The 21,163-nt window shown below is 64.2% G+C and carries 17 protein-coding genes and 1 riboswitch; of the genes, 5 read left to right on the top strand and 12 right to left on the bottom strand.

The features are described from left to right. Positions 1-107 precede the first annotated feature (107 nt). Complete coding sequence (locus AC1DHL_RS23870; protein WP_478163587.1) at positions 108-878, top strand: PP2C family protein-serine/threonine phosphatase; 771 nt, start codon at positions 108-110, stop codon at positions 876-878. A gap of 20 nt (positions 879-898) precedes the next feature. Here the strand turns inward: AC1DHL_RS23870 and AC1DHL_RS23875 are convergent, their stop codons facing one another. From AC1DHL_RS23875 to AC1DHL_RS23905, 7 genes are all read right to left on the bottom strand, one after another. Next, a complete protein-coding gene (locus tag AC1DHL_RS23875) occupies positions 899-1,579 on the bottom strand; it encodes a hypothetical protein (RefSeq protein WP_478163588.1) in 681 nt (226 codons plus the stop codon). Next, entirely contained in the window at positions 1,576-2,676 is a 1,101-nt protein-coding gene (gene zapE / locus AC1DHL_RS23880; RefSeq protein WP_478103839.1) for a cell division protein ZapE, read from the bottom strand. The genes AC1DHL_RS23875 and zapE overlap by 4 nt, the downstream gene beginning before the upstream one ends. A 3-nt stretch (positions 2,677-2,679) precedes the next feature. Then, the gene (gene lpdA, locus AC1DHL_RS23885) at positions 2,680-4,107 is read right to left on the bottom strand and encodes a dihydrolipoyl dehydrogenase (protein WP_478163589.1); all 1,428 of its coding nucleotides are present in this window, start codon (positions 4,105-4,107) and stop codon (positions 2,680-2,682) included. 146 nt (positions 4,108-4,253) lie between these two features. Beyond that, entirely contained in the window at positions 4,254-5,522 is a 1,269-nt protein-coding gene (odhB, locus tag AC1DHL_RS23890) for a 2-oxoglutarate dehydrogenase complex dihydrolipoyllysine-residue succinyltransferase (protein ID WP_478163590.1), read from the bottom strand. A gap of 49 nt (positions 5,523-5,571) precedes the next feature. Next, positions 5,572-8,454, bottom strand: coding sequence for a 2-oxoglutarate dehydrogenase E1 component (locus tag AC1DHL_RS23895; protein ID WP_478163591.1), 2,883 nt, complete (start codon positions 8,452-8,454; stop codon positions 5,572-5,574). Positions 8,455-8,696: 242 nt separating this feature from the next. After that, positions 8,697-10,601: a propionate--CoA ligase gene (locus AC1DHL_RS23900; protein WP_478163592.1), complete on the bottom strand. Its 1,905-nt coding sequence runs from the start codon at positions 10,599-10,601 to the stop codon at positions 8,697-8,699. A 107-nt stretch (positions 10,602-10,708) separates the two neighbouring features. Next, positions 10,709-13,891, bottom strand: coding sequence for an adenylate/guanylate cyclase domain-containing protein (locus AC1DHL_RS23905; protein WP_478163593.1), 3,183 nt, complete (start codon positions 13,889-13,891; stop codon positions 10,709-10,711). 190 nt (positions 13,892-14,081) lie between these two features. On the opposite strand from AC1DHL_RS23905, the gene AC1DHL_RS23910 reads away from it, so the two are divergent. Further along, positions 14,082-14,594, top strand: a complete 513-nt coding sequence (locus tag AC1DHL_RS23910) for a SixA phosphatase family protein (protein ID WP_478103847.1) — start codon at positions 14,082-14,084, stop codon at positions 14,592-14,594. Positions 14,595-14,672: 78 nt separating this feature from the next. On the opposite strand, the gene AC1DHL_RS23915 is transcribed toward AC1DHL_RS23910, so the two are convergent. Next, positions 14,673-15,299, bottom strand: a complete 627-nt coding sequence (locus tag AC1DHL_RS23915; protein WP_478163594.1) for a TetR/AcrR family transcriptional regulator — start codon at positions 15,297-15,299, stop codon at positions 14,673-14,675. Positions 15,300-15,427: 128 nt separating this feature from the next. On the opposite strand from AC1DHL_RS23915, the gene AC1DHL_RS23920 reads away from it, so the two are divergent. Next, positions 15,428-15,931, top strand: a complete 504-nt coding sequence (locus AC1DHL_RS23920) for a DinB family protein (protein WP_478163595.1) — start codon at positions 15,428-15,430, stop codon at positions 15,929-15,931. A 209-nt stretch (positions 15,932-16,140) separates the two neighbouring features. On the opposite strand, the gene AC1DHL_RS23925 is transcribed toward AC1DHL_RS23920, so the two are convergent. The 4 genes from AC1DHL_RS23925 to AC1DHL_RS23940 all read right to left on the bottom strand — a co-directional run bounded on the left by AC1DHL_RS23925 (position 16,141) and on the right by AC1DHL_RS23940 (position 18,176). After that, positions 16,141-17,028 (bottom strand): aldo/keto reductase, encoded by an 888-nt coding sequence (locus tag AC1DHL_RS23925; RefSeq protein WP_478163596.1) that lies wholly within the window; start codon positions 17,026-17,028, stop codon positions 16,141-16,143. 284 nt (positions 17,029-17,312) lie between these two features. Continuing rightward, positions 17,313-17,483 carry a hypothetical protein gene (locus tag AC1DHL_RS23930; protein ID WP_478163597.1) on the bottom strand — a complete coding sequence of 57 codons (171 nt, stop codon included), beginning with the start codon at positions 17,481-17,483 and terminating at the stop codon, positions 17,313-17,315. A 169-nt stretch (positions 17,484-17,652) separates the two neighbouring features. After that, positions 17,653-17,874 carry a hypothetical protein gene (locus tag AC1DHL_RS23935; RefSeq protein WP_478163598.1) on the bottom strand — a complete coding sequence of 74 codons (222 nt, stop codon included), beginning with the start codon at positions 17,872-17,874 and terminating at the stop codon, positions 17,653-17,655. Next, positions 17,871-18,176 carry an N-acetyltransferase family protein gene (locus AC1DHL_RS23940; RefSeq protein WP_478163599.1) on the bottom strand — a complete coding sequence of 102 codons (306 nt, stop codon included), beginning with the start codon at positions 18,174-18,176 and terminating at the stop codon, positions 17,871-17,873. Before AC1DHL_RS23940 ends, AC1DHL_RS23935 begins: the two co-directional genes overlap by 4 nt. Positions 18,177-18,331: 155 nt before the next feature. Then, positions 18,332-18,425: riboswitch (TPP riboswitch) on the top strand. Positions 18,426-18,493: 68 nt separating this feature from the next. Between AC1DHL_RS23940 and AC1DHL_RS23945 the strand changes: the two genes are divergently transcribed. Then, positions 18,494-19,606 carry a LuxE/PaaK family acyltransferase gene (locus AC1DHL_RS23945; protein WP_478163600.1) on the top strand — a complete coding sequence of 371 codons (1,113 nt, stop codon included), beginning with the start codon at positions 18,494-18,496 and terminating at the stop codon, positions 19,604-19,606. Then, the gene (locus AC1DHL_RS23950; RefSeq protein WP_478163601.1) at positions 19,603-21,072 is read left to right on the top strand and encodes an acyl-CoA reductase; all 1,470 of its coding nucleotides are present in this window, start codon (positions 19,603-19,605) and stop codon (positions 21,070-21,072) included. The genes AC1DHL_RS23945 and AC1DHL_RS23950 overlap by 4 nt, the downstream gene beginning before the upstream one ends. Positions 21,073-21,163 lie beyond the last annotated feature (91 nt).

Genomic DNA, 21,163 nt, shown 5'->3' on the forward strand with positions numbered 1-21,163 from the left:
GGCGCAAGTTCACGGCTCTTCCGCGGCTTGCGTTCACTCGATAATACGTCTTCGTTCAGCTCACACGAAAACATGAGAGATCGCGCCATCGGCGCCTCCGCGCCCACATGACCCGAAGCTTTCGACTCGCCGCCGCCACCGGCCTCCATCAAGGCGATCGTCCCTACCAGCAAGACCAGGTCCTGATCATGACCCACCCGCGTGCGCCCGGCTGCGTGCTGGGCGTCGTCGCCGACGGCATGGGCGGTCGCAGCGGCGGGCGCAAGGCTTCCGACCAGGTCCTGATGACGGCGCGCCAACTCTTCGGGCGCTACAAGCCGGGCCGGGACGAACCGGTTGGCGTGTTGCGGCAAATGCTCGAAGACGCCCATACGGTGATCAAGCTCACCGCCGTGTCGAGCGAGCAGGAACCGCACAGCACGCTGGCTGCTTTCCTCATGAATCCCGAAGGCGATTGCGCGTGGATCCATGCCGGCGACTCGCGCATCTATCACTTCCACAAGGGCCGGCTGATCAAGCGCACCAAGGACCATTCTTACGTCCAGGTGCTCGTTGACCGCGGCGAGATCGACGACGTAGAGGCCAATCTCCATCCCCAGAGCAACATCCTCCTGGGATGCCTGGGCATGAAGTCGACGCCGCCACCGGTGGATATCCATTTCATCCCGCGAATGATGACCGGCGACGTGTTGATGGCCTGCAGCGACGGGCTGTGGCACTACTTCACGCCCGAGGAAATGGGTGCACTACTGGAAGATCAGCCCCCGCGGGCCGCTGTCGAGTTGCTCGTGGCCGAAGCGCGTCGGCGCGCACGCGGGACTGGCGACAACATCTCCATCGTCGTGCTGAAGCTCGAGCCGCTACCGGCGGAAGGCTGAAGCCGCCGGAGGTCGTCGACTCAGGGAGTCGCCGGAACCGCAGGGGCCGGTGAAGTCGCGCCGGGTGCCGGCAGGGGTGCCGAGCGCGGCTTGGTCTTCGCCGCGTTCTGCCGCTCCAGATCGGCCCGATGCTCCTCGGCCTTCTTCAGCTTCGCTTCGTATTCCGCCTGCTGGCTCGGGCCCTGGGCCTTTTGATTTGCCGCCTTGGCCTGCTCTTCGGCGTGAGCGCGCTGCTTGTTCTCGAACTGGCGCTTCTGCTCCGCTTCCTCCGAAGCGGTCTGCGCCCGGCTTGCCGCATGTTCGGCCGCGCGTTGCTCACGGCCTTTCTGCGACTCCAGCGATTGCTCGCGCTTCGCGTCCGCATCCTGCGACTGCTGCGTCGGCTTCTGCTGCTCGAGCTTGTCGAGCTCCGCCGCGCCCCGGCGCTTGCGTTCGAAATCGTTGATTGCCGCCTCCTGCCGCTTGATGTCCTCGGTCTCGGTACGGCGGCGGCGCCGGCTGTCCTGAAGGCAGCCATCGACCGCGAACTTCTTGTAGCAAGCTGCCTGCTCGGTCGCGTAACGCGCTTCCACGGCCTTTCGCTCTTCGCTGAGGCGCGCGCGTTCAGCGTCCAGATCCGCATTGGCGGTTGTGGCGGATGTCTGCGCCCAGAGAGGCAGGACAGCCAGTCCGAGCAGCATGGCGACGACAGTGCTCTTCATGTCAGGCGGGTATCGACGACACGACGTTCGAGCGCCAGGAATTCGGCCGACTGCATTTCATTGAGTCGGGAAACCGTGCGTGGAAACTCGTGCGCCAGTGGACCTTCGGTATACAACGCCTCGGGCGGGACTTCGGCAGACATGATCAATTTCACGCGTCGATCGTAGAACACGTCGACCAGCCATGTGAAACGACGTGCTTCCGACGCCATGCGCACCGGCATGTGCGGCACGTCGGACAGCAGCACGGTGTGAAACTGGGTTGCGATCTCGAGATAGTCGTTCTGGGACCGAGGACCACCACACAGCGTCTTGAAGTCGAACCAGACGACACCGCCGGCCTTGCGAAGCGCATGGATTTCGCGCGACTCAATGTGCAGCACGGGGTTCTCGTCGGCACTTTCGGCGAGGCGCTCGAAGGCCTTGCGCATCTCCTTGTCGGCGGCGGCGCCGTTCGGCGTGAGATAGAGGCGCACCTGTTCCAGCGTCCGGCGGCGGTAGTCCGTGCCGTTGTCGACGCTGATGACTTCGAGCCGCTCGTTCAGCAAGGCGATCGCCGGCATGATGCGATCCCGGTGCAATCCGCCGGGATAGAGGTCATCCGGCTTGAAGTTGGACGTCGTGACAAAGCCCACGCCGTTCTCGAACAACGCCACCAGCAGGCGGTGCAGGATCATCGCGTCGGTGATGTCGGCGACGTGGAATTCATCGAAGCAAATCAGCCGATAGCGCTTGGCGATGCGCCGGCCGAGCTCGTCCAGCGGATTGACCGTGCCCTGAAGATCGGCCAGCTCGCGATGCACCTCGCGCATGAACTCGTGAAAGTGCAGGCGCGTCTTGCGCCTGAGCGGCACGGCGTTGTAGAAGCAGTCCATCAGGAAGCTCTTGCCGCGCCCGACGCCACCGTACATATAGACGCCGCGCGGGATCTCCGGCCGGTTGATCAGCTTCTTGAACGCGTTCGATCGCTGGGCCTTGAAGTCGGCCCATTCGCTCGCGCAACGGTCGAGCGCTTCGATGGCGCGCAACTGCGCGGGGTCGCTCTTGAAACCCCGCGCGGTCAACTCCGCGTCATAAGCCTGCCTGACGACGCCCACAGGTCAGAAGTTCAGCGTGCGCTTGTCGACGGCCAGAGCCGCTTCCTTGGTCGCCTCCGACAGCGACGGGTGCGCGTGGCAGATGCGAGCGATGTCTTCGGCGCTTGCCTTGAACTCCATGGCCACCACGGCTTCGGAGATCAACTCGCTGACCATCGGGCCGACCATGTGAACACCGAGGATTTCGTCGGTCGCCGCATCGGCCAGGAATTTGACCATCCCCGTCGTATCGCCAAGCGCGCGGGCGCGCCCGTTCGCGAGGAACGGGAAAGTGCCGGCCTTGTAGGCACGGCCGCTCGCCTTGAGCTGCTGTTCGGTCTCGCCGACCCAGGCGATCTCCGGCGATGTGTAGATCACCCACGGGATCGTGTTGAAGTTGACGTGTCCATGCTGGCCGGCAATGCGCTCGGCCACGGCAACGCCCTCTTCCTCGGCCTTGTGCGCCAGCATCGGGCCGCGCACCACGTCGCCGATCGCCCACACATTGGGCAGGCTGGTCTTGCAGTCGTCGTCCACGATGATCGCGCCGCGTTCGTCGAGCTTCAGGCCCACCGCTTCGGCATTCAGGCCGTTGGTGTTGGGCACGCGGCCGATCGAGACGATCAGCTTGTCGACATCGAGCGTCTGCGCTTCGCCCTTGGCGTCGGTGTAGGCGATGCTGATGCCGTTCTTGCCCGACTTGACTTCGCCGACGTTGACGCCGAGATGGATCTTCAAGCCCTGCTTGTCGAAGGCCTTCTTGGCTTCCTTGGCGATCTGCTCGTCGACGGCGCCGAGGAAGGTCGGCAGCGCTTCGAGCACCGTGACCTCGGAACCGAGGCGGCGCCACACCGAGCCCATTTCGAGGCCGATCACGCCCGAGCCGATCAGCGCGAGCTTCTTCGGCACACCGCCGATGCGCAGCGCGCCGTCATTCGAAAGGATCTTCTCTTCGTCGAATGGCGCACCTGGCAGCGCGCGGGCATTCGATCCCGTCGCCAGGATGATGTGCTTGCCGACGATGCTCTCTTCGGCGCCCCCCGCGACCTTGATCTCATAGCCGCCTTCGGCAGCTTTCGCGAAGGAACCACGGCCGTGGAAGAACGCGACCTTGTTCTTCTTGAACAGGTACACGATGCCGTCGTTGTTCTGCTTCACGACGGTGTCCTTGCGGGCCAGCATCTTCGCGACATCGAGGCCGAGGCCTTCGACCTTGATGCCGTGATCCGCGAAGCTGTGCCCCGCGTGCTCGTAGTGCTCGGACGATTGCAGCAGTGCCTTGGAGGGAATGCAGCCGATGTTGGTGCAGGTGCCACCCAATGCCGGACCGCCCTTGGCGTTCTTCCACTCGTCGATGCAGGCCACGTTGAAGCCGAGCTGCGCCGCGCGGATGGCGGCAACGTAGCCGCCGGGGCCGCCACCGATGACGATGACGTCGAATTGTTTGCTCATTGGAATTTCCGTTTCATTTTTTCAGCCCGCACTGCATCGTGTCTTCTTCGGAAGACACCGCGGAACCGGCTTTGCCGGGCCGCCGGTGTCGCCCCCGGCAGGGGGTTGGCGAAGCGACACGAAGTGCGCGCAGCCTGGGGGCGAGCTTAAATATCGAACAGGAGGCGTGCTGGGTCTTCCAGGGCTTCCTTCATGGCAACCAGGCCGAGGACCGCTTCGCGGCCGTCGATGATGCGGTGGTCGTAGCTCATCGCGAGGTAGTTCATCGGACGAACCACGATCTGGCCGTTCTCCACCACGGCGCGGTCCTTGGTCGCATGCACGCCCAGGATGGCCGATTGCGGCGGATTGATGATCGGGGTCGACAGCATCGAACCGAAGGTGCCGCCGTTGGAGATCGAGAACGTGCCGCCGGTCATTTCCTCGATGCCCAGCTTGCCGTCCTTGGCCTTCTGGCCGAATTCGGCGATCTTCTTCTCGATGTCGGCAAAGCTCATCTGGTCGGCATTGCGCAGGATTGGCACCACCAGGCCGCGGGGCGAACCGACGGCGATGCCGATGTCGAAGTAGCCGTGGTAGACGATGTCGTTGCCGTCGACCGAGGCGTTGATCACCGGGTATTTCTTGAGCGCGTGCACCGCGGCCTTCACGAAGAAGCTCATGAAGCCGATCTTGACGCCGTGTTCCTTGGTGAACGCATCCTGGAACTTCTTGCGCATCTCCATGACCGGCGCCATGTTCACTTCGTTGAAGGTGGTCAGGATCGCATTGCTCGATTGCGATTGCAGCAGGCGCTCGGCGATGCGTGCGCGCAGGCGGCTCATCGGCACGCGCTCTTCGGGACGGTCGCCGAGATTCGACAGGCCCGTGGGCGCGGCGACTTGCGGCAGCGCCGTCTTCGGTGCACCGGTGGAAACGGGCACGGGCGCCGCGACCTTGGCGGTCGTGCCGGCAGCCACTGCACCCAGCACGTCGCCCTTGGTGACGCGGCCGTCCTTGCCGGTACCGGTCACGTCGGCCGTGCTCAGCTTGTTGTCCGCGAGCAGCTTGGCGGCGGCGGGCATGGCGACGTCGGACTTCGACGCGCCGGTTGCTGCAGCAGCCGGTGCCGAGGCCGGAGCGGCCGCGGGCGCAGCCGCCGATGCGGCGGCAGGTGCCGCAGCGCCGGCCTTGCCTTCGGTGTCGATCTTCGCAATCAGCTGTTCAGCCACGACGGTTGCGCCGTCGCCCACGACGATCTCGGCCAGCACGCCGGCCGACGGGGCCGGCACTTCCAGCACGACCTTGTCGGTTTCGATCTCGATCAGGATTTCATCGACCGCGACCGCTTCACCGGCCTTCTTCTTCCACTGGAGCATGGTGGCTTCGGCCACGGACTCGGACAGCTGGGGGACTTTGACTTCAACGATGGACATTTTTATGCGTTCCGCTTCGTGTTTCTTTGTGAATTGAATCGAGTTCTTCTTACTTGGTCAGCACGAAGCCCTTGAGCTTGGCGAAGGCGGCGTCGACGAGCGCCTTCTGCTGTTCCTGGTGCAGGTGCGAGTAGCCCACCGCAGGCGATGCCGAAGCGGCACGGCCGGCGTAGCCGAGCTTCTGGCCTTCCAGCATGTTCTCGTGGATGTAGTGCTGCACGAAGAACCACGCCCCCTGGTTTTGCGGCTCGTCCTGGCACCACACCACGTCGACGAGGTTGGGGTACTTCTTCAGTTCGCCGGCGAATGCCTTGTGCGGGAACGGATACAGCTGCTCGACGCGGATGATCGCCACGTCGTCGGTGCCCTTCTCCTCGCGCTTCTTGGCCAGGTCGTAGTAGACCTTGCCCGAGCACGCGATGACGCGCTTGACCTTGTCCGCCTTCAGGTCCTTGGTGTCCGGGATGACCGTCTGGAAGCCGCCCTTGGTGAACTCGGACAGCGGCGACGTCGCATCCTTGTTACGCAGAAGCGACTTCGGCGTCATGATGATCAGCGGCTTGCGCAGGCTGCGCACCATCTGGCGACGCAGCACGTGGAAGATCTGGCTGGCCGTGGTCGGCTGCACGACCTGCATGTTGGTGTCGGCGGAAAGCTGCATGAAGCGCTCGACGCGCGCCGAGCTGTGTTCCGGACCCTGGCCTTCATAGCCGTGCGGCAGCATCAGCGTAATGCCATTGACACGGCCCCACTTGACTTCGCCGGATGCGATGAACTGGTCGATCACGACTTGCGCGCCGTTGACGAAATCGCCGAACTGCGCTTCCCAGATCACGAGCGTGTTCGGATCATTGGAGGCGTAGCCGTATTCGAACGCGAGCACCGCTTCTTCGGACAGGATGGAGTCGATGACGACGAATGGCGCCTGGTTTTCGGCCACGTTCTGAAGCGGCACGTAGGTGCCGACGTCGAACTTCTCGCGGTTCTGGTCGTGCAGCACCGCGTGACGGTGCGTGAAGGTGCCGCGGCCGCTGTCTTCGCCCGAGAGGCGGACGGGGTAGCCGCTGGCAACCAGCGAGGCAAAGGCCATGTGCTCGCCCATGCCCCAGTCGACATTGACCTCGCCGCGACCCATCGCCGCGCGATCGTCGAGCACCTTCTTGACCAGCGGATGCACCGTGAAGTTGTCGGGCGCCTTGGTGATGCGCTCCGCCAGGCGCTTCCATTCCGCGGTGGGAATCGCCGTGTCGCCGGCGTCGGTCCATTTCTTGTTGAGGAAGGGGCTCCAATCGACGGCGTACTTGCTCTTGAAGTTGGTGAGGACCGGGTCCGACGTGTTCTTGCCGGCGTCGAATGCCGCGCGCTGCGCCTTGACCATGTCGTCGCCGAGCGTTTCGCCCATGCCTTGGGCACCGAGCTTGTCGGCGTACAGCTTGCGCGTGCCGGGGTGCTGCGCGATCTTCTTGTACATCAGCGGCTGGGTGAGCGCCGGCGTGTCCTGCTCGTTGTGACCGAGCTTGCGGAAGCAGATGATGTCGACGACCACGTCCTTCTGGAATTCCATGCGGAATTCGAGGGCGAGCTGGGTAGCGAGCACCACGGCTTCGGGATCGTCGCCGTTCACGTGCAGCACGGGTGCTTCGATCATCTTGACGATGTCGGTGCAATACAGCGTCGATCGGCTGTCGCGCGGGTCGCTGGTGGTGAACCCGATCTGGTTGTTGATCACGATGTGCACCGTGCCGCCGGTGGAATAGCCGCGCGTTTCGGCCAGCGCCAGCGTTTCCATCACGACGCCCTGGCCTGCGAAGGCCGCGTCGCCGTGCACGATGACCGGCAGCACTTGCTTGCCGAGCGGATCGGCGCGACGGTCCATGCGGGCGCGCACGGAGCCTTCGACCACCGGGTTCACGATTTCGAGGTGCGAAGGATTGAAAGCCAGGCTCAGGTGCACCGGTCCGCCGGACGTTGACACGTCGGAGCTGAAGCCCTGGTGGTACTTGACGTCGCCGCTCGGCAGGTCTTCGGGCGCGGTGTGATCGAACTCGGCGAACAGGTCCGCGGGCAGCTTGCCCAGCGAATTGACCAGCACGTTCAGGCGACCGCGGTGCGCCATGCCGATGACGATTTCCTGCACGCCACGGCGGCCTGCCTGGTCGATGAGTTCGTCCATCGAGACGATGAAGCTCTCGCCGCCTTCGAGCGAGAAGCGCTTCTGCCCGACGTACTTGGTGTGAAGGAAACGCTCGAGGCCTTCGGCCGCGGTCAGGCGTTCAAGCACGCGCTTCTTCTGCTCGGGATTGAGCTTCGGATTGGTGCGGGCGCTTTCGAGCTTCTGCTGCCACCAGCGCTTCTGCGCCTGGTCGGTCATGTACATGTACTCGGCGCCGATGGTGCCGCAGTAGGTTTCGCGCAGCGCGTTGAGCAGGTCGCGCAAGGACATCGTGTCCTTGCCGAAGAAGGTGTTGCTCGTGTTGAACACCGTTTCGAGGTCGCCGTCGGAGAAGCCGTAGAACGACGGCTCGAGTTCCGGAATGGCCGGACGCTCGGTGCGCTTGAGGGGATCGAGGTCTGCCCAGCGGGCGCCGACATTGCGATAGGCGGCGATCAGTTGCTGGACGGCGGTGCGCTGGCGGCCGAGTTCGGAGTCTGCGCCGCTGGCAACGACCACCTTGGTCGTGCCCTGCTTGGCGCGTTCAGCGAAGGCGTTGACGACCGGCAGGTGCGGCACGTCTTTTGCATTGGTTCCGTCCGTGGCGGGGACGTTTTGCAGCGCGTCGAAGTACGAGCGCCAGTTGTCGGGCACGCTGCCCGGATTGGAGAGATAGTTTTCGTACATCTCTTCGACATAGGGCGCATTGCCGCCGAAGAGGTAGGTATTGCCTTGATAGGCGCTGTAGACGGATGAAGACGTCGACGAAGAATCGCTCATATTCCGCTGACCTTCGCTTCCCTGAAGGAAGCACTAGCTGGTTAAGAAACCTTCCGCGACACGGCTGAACCGATTGGCGGATGCGACTGTGGCTGGGGAAGGGCCTGAGTACGGCGGGATTGTAGCTCGCCCCCAGGTTGCCCCGCACTTCGTGTCGGGGCGCCCACCCCCCACCGGGGGCAACACCAGCGGCCCGGCAAAGCCGGTTCCGCGGTATTTCTGGAATACGGTAGTGCGGGTGGTTAGAGCAGTTGCTTGATTTGCTCTAGTGTGGAGGGATCGTCGATCGTTGTCAGATCGCCGGGGTCGCGCTGTTCGCAGACTGCCTGGATCGCCCTGCGCAGCAGCTTGCCGCTGCGGGTCTTGGGCAACGCTGTCACGAAGCGCACGCGCGCCGGACGGGCCAAGGCGCCCAGGTCGTCGGAGACGCGCTTCATGATTTCTCCTTCCAGTCGCAATGTCGAATCGGCATCGGCGGCTGCCACGGCGTTCTTCGGCACGACGAACGCCATGGCCACCTGCCCTTTCAGCGAATCCGCGACGCCCACGACCGCGACCTCGGCGACATTCGGATGGCCCGAGATGCTTTCCTCGATCTCGCGCGTGCCCAGCCGATGGCCGGCGACGTTGATCACGTCATCGGTGCGGCCCAGGATGTAGAAATAGCCATCCTCGTCACGAATGCCCCAGTCGAAGGTCGAATAGACCATCTTGCCCGGGATGCTTTTCCAATAGGTATTGACGAACCGCGCATCGTCTTTCCAGATCGTCTGCATGAAGCCCGGCGGCGTCGGGCCTTCTATGGCGACAACGCCTTTCTCGCCGGCACCGGTCAGTTCCTCGCCGGTTGCCTCATGGAGGATCTTGACCTTGAACCCGTACATCGGGACTCCAGGACTGCCGAGCTTGCTGGGCGTGCGCTCGACCCCGTTGGCCACGGTCAGGATCGGCCAGCCGGACTCCGTCTGCCAGTAGTTGTCGACGATCGGAACGCCCAGGCCGTCCCCGATCCAGCGCCCGGTGGGCTCGTCCAGCGGCTCGCCAGCGAGGAACAGCGCGCGAAGGCTCGACAGGTCGTATTTCTTCAGCAGTGCGGGGTCCTGCCTCTTGAGCACCCGCACGGCCGTGGGCGCGCTGAACATCGCCGTCACCTTGTATTTCTCCACCAGCCGCCACCAGATCCCGCCATCGGGTTGCTGGTCGATGCCCTGCGTGGGCAGGCCTTCGTACATGATGGTCGCCATGCCGGCGATCAAGGGGCCGTAGACGATGTAGCTGTGGCCGACCACCCAGCCGATGTCGCTGGTCGAGAAATACGTTTCGCCGGCGCGGCCGTCGAAGATGTGCTTCATGCTCGCGGCAAGCGCCACTGCGTAGCCGCCGGTGTCGCGCTGCACGCCCTTGGGCTTGCCGGTCGTGCCGCTCGTGTAGATGGTGTAGCTGATGTCGGTCGCGTCCAGCCACGTGCATGGCACCGGCGTGTCGCGGTGCTTTTCGAAGAGCGGCGCCGCGAGGTGGTCGCGACCTTCCGTGAGTGCCATCGGCGCCAAGCCGCGGTCGACCAGCAGCACGGCCGAGGGCTTGTGAGCCGACAGCCGGATCGCCTCGTCCAGCAGCGGCTTGTACGCCAGCACCTTGTTGCCGCGCGATCCCGCGTCCGCGCTGACGATGACCTTGGGCGATGCGTCCTCGATGCGCGATGCCAGCGATCCGCTGGCAAAGCCGCCGAAGACGACGCAGTGGATGGCGCCGATGCGCGCGCAGGCCAGCATCGCGAACGCGGCCTCCGGAATCATCGGCATGTAGATCAGTACGCGGTCACCCTTGCCGACCCCGAGTTCGATCAGGCTGGCTGCCGTGCGCTGGACTTCGGCGTGCAGTTCGCGAAAGGTATAGCTCTTCTCGACGCCGGTTTCGGTCGATACGAAGATCAATGCGCGTTGACCTCCCCGAGTCGAAAGATGCCGGTCGACCGCGTTATGGCAAAGATTCGTGGTCCCGCCCGCGAACCAACGCGCGAATGGCGGTTGGCTGGCATCGAGGATTTGCGCCGGGGGCGTTTTCCAGTCGATCAGCGCGGCCTGATCGGCCCAGAAGGCCTCCGGCGTGTCGATGGAACGGCGATAGAACTCCGCATAACGACTCATGGGCTTGTCTCCTGCTTCAGGGTCAATCTGAATTCTTAATTATGGGCCTCGGCCTTTCGGCAAACTGACGCGCGGACTCGTCCCTGGTGCGAGCGAATAGCTTGCCTTCAATCGACCCACTGAGCCAGCGCCGACTCAGCTCTTGTCTGGTAGACCGTAGCACCCTGCTCCGAGGCGATGCGCACGGCGGTACGCAGCCAACCTTCGGCGAGCGCCGCGTTCGCGGCCGAGTCCGCCAGCGCAAGCTCTGCACGCAGCCGCCACAGCTCCGAAACATGGATGCCCACTTCCGGCGAAATCAGCGTGTCGAAAGTGCGCGTGACGAGCGCGAACGCCTCCTTGCCGCGGCCGCCCCGCCTCAGCGCTTCGATCATGACCAAATGCGGATACACGCCGAGAAAACTGTGCCTGACCGCCGTGTCGTGGTTCGCCTCCATCATGGCCAGCCCAGCGGCGATGTCGCCCTGCTGTGTGCGCGCCAGGCCGAACATGAATCGCCCCAGCCCGTGCTGCAGCGGCAAGTCGTATTTCTTTGCCACCTGCATCTCGCGCTCAGCCATGTTCTGACAGGCTTCGATGTCGCCGGCCAGTTGCATGGCGACGCTGCCGTTGCCGAGGGCGAATGTCAGGCTGAGCGGGTGTTGCACCGACTCCGCAAGCGCCAACGCGGAGTCCAGGCTGGTGGCGGCATCCTGTGCCAGACCCCCCAGGCCCAGCCCGATGGCGGTGCAGCAATGGGCACAGACACCCAGGTCATGACCCGCATACACCTGGGACAGGCGGTGATGGCGCTGCGAATCGTAGCGGCGAATGCCTTCGCGGGTCATCTCCAGCATCTTCCCGGTCTGGCCCGTGAAGTACCAGAAGCCCCAGCGGTGATGCAAGCCTTCCATCTGCAGATCGTCATCGCCCAGCTTGCGGCTGATCTCCAACAATTCCTCGCCCAGCGTGCGGGCATCGTCGAACTGGCGCGAGTTGGCCTTGGTGATGTACAGCCCCCATGTCGCCTGAAACAGTTGCCGTTCGGAGTCGGCCTCCTTGGCCAGCGCATAGGCCTGCGTCAGCACCGCTGCCATGTCATGGCTCAGCGGCCCGGACTGGATGTTGAAGGTCGCACCAAGTTTGAGCTTCGCTTCGATCGTGCAGCGCGCACGCGTCGCGGCGTCGGTGATTTGCTCTGCCTGCGCCAGCGCGGCGTTCAGGTTGGCGATGGCTTCGGCATGGGCCGAGCGCCACCCCGACCTTTCCGCGGCGAGCATCCAATACGCGCACGATCGCTCTGGCTGCGCAGCGCGGTCGAAATGGTGGGCAACAATCTCAGGCGCGCTGACGGCCGAGGTGTCCTGCTGCGACGCCAGCAGTTCGGCAATTCTCAGGTGCAAGGCCTGGCGACGGCTGCGCGACAGGCTTTGGTACGCCGCCTCCTGCACCAGCGAATGGTTGAAGCTGTAACCACCCTGCTGCGGGTCCTCGGTGGCGAATACGAGGCCTGCGCCGAGCAACCGGTCCAAGCCCCCGCGCAGCGTGGCCTCCTGCACGCCGGCAATGGCGGCCAGGAGCGGGTAGGAGAAATGGCGCCCGATCACGGAGGCCACCAGCGCAATGTCCTCGGCTTCGCCCAGACGATCCAGCCGGGACATCAGGGAATCCTGCAGTGTCGAGGGCACGAAAACGGCGTGCGCAGCCTGCATGTCGATCACTGCCTTGGTGAGTTCTTCGACATACAGCGGCACCCCATCGCTGCGCTCCACGATCTGCCGGATCAGCGCCTCGTCGATCGGCCAGGTGCCAGCGGCACGGCGGGCCACCGCAGCACTTTGATCGAGTCCCAGGGGCTTGCATGAAATGGCCGTGGCGTTCATGTGCTCGCCCCAGGGCTTGCGGAATTCGGGCCGGTGGCTGACAAGGGCCAGCACCCTGCACGATCCGATGCGCGACAGCAGCCGCTCCACCAGGATTTGCGTCGTGGGGTCGCTCCAGTGCGCGTCCTCCAACAGCAACAGCACCGGCACATCGTCGGGCGTGGCCAGCATGAAGTCTTCGAGGATGGCGAGTATTTCCAGGTTGCGCTGCGCGGTGGTCATCTCCATCGGCGACAGGCGGTCGGGTGTTGGAAGTTCGAGCAACTCTGCGATCAAAAGCAGGTCCCGGCGCGAAGTCCGGCCGAGGCGCGGCAGCAGGGCTTCGAGCTTGCTCAAATTCTCTTCAATCGCGCGTTCGGGCTGAATTGCGGCTTCATGCCGCAGCAACTGAGTCAGCGGGTACAGCGCGCTGTTGCGGTGATAGGGAGAGCATTGGCAGCGCAACAGCCGATGCGGCGTGTCACATACCCGCTCCGCGAGCGCCTCGAGCAACCGCGACTTGCCCATTCCTGCTTCGCCGCCGAGCAACACGAGGTGGCCATTGCCCTGGACCGCACGTTGCCATGAATCGAGAAGGAAGACCTGTTCCCGCTCGCGCGCGACGATCGGCCCGGCAAGTCTGCCGCGCGATGCGGCGAACCGACTCTCGACGCTGCGTTCGCGCACCACCTTCCAGACCGGAACGGGCTTGTCAAAGCCCTTCAGCGCGTGTTCGCCGGCGGACACGTACTCGAAGAATTCGCCGCTGAGTTGCCGTGTCATCGGGCTCACCAGCACGCTCCCAGGTTCGGCAAGCGCTTGCAGACGGGCTGCCAGATTCGGCGTATCGCCAACCACTGTCTGTTCGTGTCCGTCACCGGCAGAGTGCCCGACGACCAGGCCCGTGGCGACGCCGACGCGGGCCTGCAACGCCTGGCCATCGGGGCGCTGCAGACCAGCGACCGCCATCACCATCTCGAGCGCCGATCGGATCGCGCGCTCAGTCGACTGTTCCTGTGCCTGGGGATAGCCGAAGTAGGCCAGTACCCCGTCCCCCAGGTATTGGGCGATGTGGCCGTCGAAGCTCTCAATCACGCGGGCGCAGGCATCGCGATACCTGCGCAACAACTGGTCCAGGTCCTCGGGGTCGAGCTGGCTGGCGATCGCGGTCGAGCCCACCAGGTCCGTGAACACCACGGTGACCTGGCGGCGTTCGACCTCCTTGGCGGCCGGAGCAGGCGCAACGGGGCCGGCAGGCATGGTGGTGGCTTGCCGCAGCTTGGACGCCGCGGCGAGGAGCTTGCGGCGGTGGCCGAGCGACAGCCCTAGCTTTTCAAGGTCCTGTTCGGTCAGGTCCGGCACGACCGTCACGTCGATGTCGTTGCTGGCGAAGACCTCGCAATACCTCTCAAGGCCAAGACCTTGGAGCCACGAGCTGATGTCTGACATTCGAGGACCTCACGACGATTCGTAAGCGCTCCTTGACTTCCTTGGGAAACAGGAGCCCAAGTTGCCTTTCGGGCGCTACTTGACCCAGTGTCGGCCGTCTCGAAACCGCCTGCAAGCCCGTGCTGTCTGCGAGACTTTGCCTTCCGGTTGCGCGTGCCGGTATAGAGTTGAATCAGCTCGAAAGTTGATCATGAAAACTCTGTTTCTAGTGCGGCATGCCAAATCGAGTCGCGACGATCCGTCCTTGCCCGACCGGGAACGACCGTTGGACGATCGCGGCCGCCAGGACGCGCCCGCAATGGGGAAGCGCCTCAGCAAGCGCGGGCTCAAGCCCGATCTGCTCGTGTCGAGCCCGGCGCTGCGCGCGCTGACAACGGCACAGCTCATCGCCGACGAGATCGGCTACCAACGCAAGGACATCATTGTCGAAGATCGGCTCTACGCCAGCAGCCTGGACGACTTGCTCGCCGTCATTTGCGCACTCGATGACAAGGTAGACCGCGTGATGCTCTTCGGCCACAACCCCGAGTTCACCAACCTCGCGCACCGGCTGTCGAGCGAGGTCATCGACATGCCCACATGCGCCGTCGCCGAGTTCCACTTCGACGCCAAGGCGTGGGCGGACGTCGGGGAGGTCGGCCCGACCAAGGTCAAGCTGGACGCGCCGAAGAAGCAGTTCAACCTTCAAGGCTCGCGATCTTGACGCTTTCAAGGGCTGCTTGATGCGCATGCCGATGAGGAACGCCACGATCTGCGCAGTCACACGGAGATGGTTTCCGCGCTAGCCTTTCAGATAGCCGGTCACGAGGCGCGCCCCCTCGTCGATGAGCGCTTCCATCTGATCGTCGGTCAGCACTTTGGAATGGTGCAGCACCGCGTTATGCGTCAACGCCTCGATCGTGGTGACGCACACAAAAGATGCGAGCTCCAGGTCATCGACAGCGAGCTCGTCCCGAACTCCTTCGAGATAGGCCCTGAACAGACTGAAATTTTCGCGACTGAAGGTTTCCAGCTTCTCGAGCTTTCCCACGCGCGGGATCTGCTCGGCGAGCACTCGATGCAGTTGGGGATCGAGACGGTGCGCTTCTACCGCGACAGCGACGAATTTGCGCATTGCCTTGTCCAGCGGCTGGGTCGAGACCTGCGTCAACTCGCTCCGCACCGTTTGCATGATCTGCTGTTGGTGGCGCTCGATCACGGCGACGACGAGTGCCTCCTTGCTGGGGAAATATTGATAAAGCGAGCCGATGCTCACCCCCGAGACTTCCGCGATGCGGTTGGTGCTGGCCTTGTCGAAGCCGTCCTTGACCAGAATGCGAGCGGTTGCCTCGATCAGGTTGTCCACAGTCGCGCGCGACCGCCCCTGAGTGGCGATTTTCCTGGGCCTGGTGATGAGCTTTCGCGCCATTTCTTGGTGCCGTCAATGCGAGTAGAAAAAGCGAACAATCACTCATATTCTGAGCACACACGCACGGGCGGCGCAACTTCTTGCATGTAAGACCTGTCGCGCGCAAACCCCTCAGGAGACCCCACGACATGGACGACACATTGCACCACCTCTTCAGATACAAAGCTTGGGCGAACAACCAGCTATTGACGGCGCTGGCCCAACTCGAGGGCAGTTCCCCAATCACGACGTTGGCCATCAAGGCTTTGAGCCACACATACGTGGTCGATCGAATATTCGCCGCGCACCTTAGGCGAGAAGCTCACGCGTACACATCGGCCAACTTGAGCGAGATGCCTGCGCTCGAAGATCTATCCGCTGATCTCAGAAGAAGCGATCAGGAATACATCGACTATGCGTCGACGCTCGATCGCGACCAATTGGCCGAACGAATCGACTTCGCGTTCACTGACGGGGCCGCGGGCCGTATGTCCCGCGAGGAAATGCTCATGCATGTTGTCACGCACGGAACAGGTCATCGCGGACAGGTCAGCGCAGTGATGCTGCTCAATTCCGTTCCGCCCGCCAAGGATGGATTTACGACTTATCTACACGAGGCGGAGGCGTCAACGAGAAGGCGGGCTCTAGCTTGAACGCCGTTGAGCTGTGCGGTCGAGCTATGGGTGGCTCGATGTCCGGTCCTCGCCGACCGATGGAAGCTCTGCCGCAGCGGGCTGCCCCGCAGCGCCTTCTGGAGCAGTGGCAAAACAGTATGTTCGCGAATGGAGCCGTCGATTTTCAGGGGCGATGCCTTGGCATAGGCAACTGGCGCGAAGGGCGGGAGCGCGCACTGAATTGGCGCTTAGCCAATCGGCGCAGCCGGGTTCAGCAGGCCGGCGGACTGGAGGTCACGCCACAGTGCGGCCGGCACCGCATGGTCGGCATCGGCGGAGTTGGCCAGCACCTCCTGCGGCGTCACGCCGCCGAGCAGCACGGTCACGACCGCGGGATGCGCCATGGCGAACTGAAGCGCGGCGCGGCGCAGCGGCGTGGCGTGCGCGGCGCAGATCGCTTCGATCCGGCGCACGCGATCCATGATGTCTTCGGGCGCGGGCCCGTACTCGAACTTGGCGCCGGGCACGGCGCCGGTTGCGAGGATGCCGGAATTGAACACACCTGCGAGCATGACGCCGATGTTCTTTTCGAGCGCCAGCGGCAGGAATTCGTCCAATGCGTTCTGGATCAGCAATGAGTAACGGCCAGCCAGTATCGCCACATCGAAGTCGCCGGCCTTCGCGAACTTCACCGAGACGTCGGACTCGTTGATGCCGAATCCGATGGCTGCGACGGTCTTCTCGCTGCGCAGCCTGTCGAGCGCCTTGTAGGCGCCCTCCATCGCCTCCTTGAAGCGCACTGGCGCATCGACCGGGCCGTGCGTCCACACGTCGCAATCGTGGATCAGCAGGATGTCCAGGCGGTCCAGCCCGGTGCGCAGCAGGGACTGTTCGACGGAGCGCATCGTGCCGTCGTAGGAATAGTCAAAGCGCGCCGCATGCGGATGGCCGCCGGCAAAGCCAGGCGAGAAAACGTTCGGGTTTTTCGGCGGCGGCTTGGAGAAGGCGTCCATGATGCGGCCGATCTTGGTCGACAAGATCACGTCCTGCCGCGGCGAGTGGAACTCCCCGAGCAAAGCATAGCGCGTCCATCTGACGGTGTTCACGCCAACGGCGACTATTACCGCCACGCTCACGATGCGCCCGGCCTCGCGTGTCTGCCTGGAGGAATCACTGCGCGCGAGAATCGGCGGGCAGGAGGCGAAGCGGCAGCACGAAGGGAACGTCTTGAGCGCGTCGCGCTCAAATCACGAAGGTTGCAAGTACGCCGATTCTGCAAAGGTCGGCGGCTCTCCAGAGCCATCCTGGTGGACCACCCACCGATGGCTCTCTTTTTTGCTGAAGTTCAAATCTCAGGCGCTGGTAGCCTCTGCTGACGTTGCCGCCCTGCGATGCACGTCTGCCGGACTTCAAGCCAAGCTCAATAGCGATACGGATTGTTGGGACGGCGATCGTACCGGTTGGGCACGCCATCGCCGTCGCGGTCCATGTAGGCGCCGCCGCGCGGCGGCGGCGGACGGTAGTTGTGGTACGGCGCGACGATGCAGCCGGACAAGGTCAATGCGGCGAGAACGAGTGCGAGGCTTTTCATCTGGGTCTCCTTGGGTTGGCGATTCCATCGTCGAGCGCTCCTGTGTCGGTCCCGTGTCGTCAGCACGCAGAAGCGTGAAGCACAGTTACCGGATGTTCGCTTCGGCCTCTGGCCCCGCTCCGCCCTTGCATTGGCGCGCCTCCGAAGATGATGGCGTCCAATTGCTGGGTCAGGAAAGGAGAGAAACCGGAGCCGTGCGAACGCTCGGGGTCGCAAACTCACGGCCGACCATCGCTTTGGCGAACAGGTAGTTGCGGCGGCCGCGCTCCGAGAGTTGATCCATGTTCACCCGGCCTGCCGAGTCGCACGCGAAGGCGAACCCGCGACCCTGGTTGAAGAGAGACCGAAACCACAGCTCGAAGCGCTTGATATGCGTGGATTGGGAAGTCATGACGTCCTCTGAAGATCCAGGCGAAGCGTGGTCACGGTGCCCGACAGACGCAGTGCAGCAAATCCAAATCGCCGAGCGAGCGCCAGCACGCCTGTATTGGTCGCGAGCGCATGCCCGCTCACTTTGCGAAGACCGTATCGGCGCGCCGCGGCGACAAGGCGCGACATCAGTTCGCGTCCCAGGCCGAGCCCCTGCCAGGCATCGGCCACCACGATGGCGAAGTCCGCCTCCTGCTGCGACTCCACCACGAAGCGGGCGACGTCACCGTTGCACCTCGTCAACCTGACGACCTTGGGGCTCAAGGCAAGCGGCCTGACGCCCTCCGCCCTCTTTGAAGGCGAGAAGGACGACGACCCTCGAATCCGCACGTGGGCGCTGACAACGCTGCCAAGCCCCGCTCGACGTTCCGGCGGGTTTGGAATTCGGCGCTGCGGCAACCGCGGATACGGATAAAATCCGCGATGCTCCGGGGTGCACGCAACAGTGCTGAGATTCAAACCCGCGAACTTGAACCGGTTAGGACCGGCGGAAGAAGAGCAGTTGCTTTGATCATCGGCGAATCCTGCCGACATCGAAGCGGCCCTCGGAGCACCCGTTTCACGGTCACGAAGAAGGCCTCATGCACAACTCCTCTGCGAAACAACCTGCGCCCATGGTGGCAGCCGACGAAATGGTCGCTGACGTCCTCGCCTTCATTGCGCAAGACGGTTGCACCGACGCCGACTTCGATCGTCTGGCGTTACGGCTGTTCGCCTACCAGTACGCCAACAACCAGCCGTACCGGCGCTTCTGCCAGCGGCGCGGCGCGACCCTGCGAAGCGTGAAGCGCTGGAGCGACATCCCGGCAGTGCCGATCGATGCCTTCAAGGAACTGGCGCTGCGCTGCGAGCCGCCGGCCGCAACAGATCGGGTCTTCATGACCAGCGGCACCACCCGCAGCGAGGTCAAGGGCCGTCACTTCCATCCGACGCTGGCGGTCTACGACCGCTCGATGATCCGCAACTTCTCGCAGCGCTTCATGCAGGGGCAAGGCCGGATGCAAATGGGCATCCTGTTCCCCACCGAGACCGTGCTGCCCAATTCCTCGCTCGCCCACTATCTGGCGCTGGCACGGGACGCCTTCGGAACCGCGGAGAGCCGTTACTTCATGAGCCCGCAGGGATTGGACCTCCAGGGGCTCTGCGAGGCCCTGTCGGATGCACAGCATCGCGGCGAGCCCTTTGCGCTGCTCGGCGCAAGCTACAGCTTCGTGCACCTGATCGACGAGCTCAAACAGCGCGGCCTGTCGTTCCGCCTGCCGGCGGGCAGCCGAGTGCTGGACACCGGCGGCTACAAGGGACAGTCGCGCGATCTGCCGCTCGACACCTTCTATACGGAGCTGTCCACGTTGCTCGGCATCGAGCGATCGGACTGCATCAACATGTACGGCATGACCGAGCTGAGCACGCAGTTCTACGATGCAGGCAATGCATCGGTACCCTCGGTCAAGTCCGGCCCGCACTGGATCCGCTCTCGCCTGATCGACCCGCTCACAGGCCGCGAAGTCGAGCCTTCCGAGCGCGGGATACTGGTCCACTGCGATCTCGCCAATTTCAATTCGGTGACCACCATCCTGACCGAGGACGTGGGCTTGGCGGCGGACGGCGGCTTCCTGCTGCTGGGTCGCGCCGAGGGCGCGCAAGCCAAGGGCTGCTCGCTGGCGGTGGAGGAATTCATCCGGGCGGCCGCATGACGACGCTGCATGCGACCGCCGGCTACCTGCCGGGCCTCGCGCCGGCGGACGTGCAGTGGCAGGCCCTGAACTTCGAATCGGGCCCGACCCGACTGGAGGTCGCCGTGCCCGTGTTGAGCCCCGATCAGATGCGCGCCCTCGCCGTCCGCGTCGGGCAGGCCAGCCGTCGCCATCTGAAGACCATGACCGTGTCCGGGATCGTGGACGTGGTCGATCGCGCGATGGCCCGCCTGCTGGACCCGGCCGACCCCTACCGGAGGGAGCTCGACCAACTGTTGCCGATCGTCGGCGGCTACGACGCCGAGATGGTCCGCCTGGGCCTCACGGCATTCTTCAAGACCTTTCGCGCGCCGCAGCTGCATCGCTTCGTCGCCGAGGATTTCGCCAACCCCAAGTTGCTGGACGAATTCCAGCCACGCCCAAAGGGCGGCGCGGCAAAGGCCTTCGGGCCGGAGTTGCTGGTCCACAGCTGGGCCGGCAACGTGCCGGCCATTCCGCTCTGGAGCCTGGTCTGCGGGCTGCTCGTGAAGGCCGGCAACATCGGCAAGCTGCCCAGCGCGGAGCCGCTGTTCGCGGGCCTGTTCGCGCGGCTGCTGGCCGAAGTCCACCCTCCCCTCGCCGATTGTGTGGCCGTGGTGTGGTGGAAAGGCGGCGAAGAGGAACAGGCGGCGGCCCTGTATGCCGAGGCGGACACGGTGCTGGCCTATGGTGGCAACGATTCGCTGGAGCAGATCCGGCGCCAATTGCCGGTCACGACGCGTTTCCTGCCCTACGGCCACAAGCTGGGCTTCGGCCTGGTCAGCGCCTCGGCGCTCGACTCCCTGCGCGCGCCGGCGACGGCACGCCTGGCCGCCTGGGACGTGATGCGCTATGACCAGCAAGGCTGCTACTCCCCCCATGTCTACTACGTCGAACGAGGCGGCAGGGTGTCGCCGCGTCAGTTCGCGCAGTACCTCGCGAGCGAGCTCGCCAACCTGCAGGACCGCTTTCCGCGCCGGGCCCTCGCGCTGGAAGATTCGGCTGCGGTCGCCGGCTGGCGCCAGGGCATCGAGCTTCACGCGGTGGCAGCGGGCGTCGGGTTCGGCGACGAGCCGATCGGCGAGGATGGTGCGGCCTTCGGCGTTGCCTACACCGACGAGGCGAAGGATCTGGCACCGACGGCATCGAATCGCAGCATCCAGGTCGTCGCGGTCGATGCGCTGGATCAAGTGGTCGCGCAGATCGAAACACACCGGCCCTTTTTGCAGACGGCGGGTGTGGCCGCGGCGCCGGCTGAACTGTTCCGGCTTTCGGAACTGCTGGGCGCCGCCGGCGTGACACGGATCAGCGCCGTTGGCGCGATGAGTTCGCCCGAGGCGGGCTGGCACCATGATGGCCGGTTCAACCTGCTGGACCTCGTTCGAATCGTCGAGATCGAACAGTCGGCAGAGATTGCGGCCGACAAGCTGGCGCCCTACGCTGACTAGGGCCTGTTAACACATGAATCACCCTCGCGTGAGGCCCCAGAGAGGGCCCAATCTAGGCGCCAAGCGGAACTGGGGTGCGACCCCAGTGAGC

The sequence above is a fragment of the Variovorax sp. 10L426 genome (genome assembly GCF_056395305.1).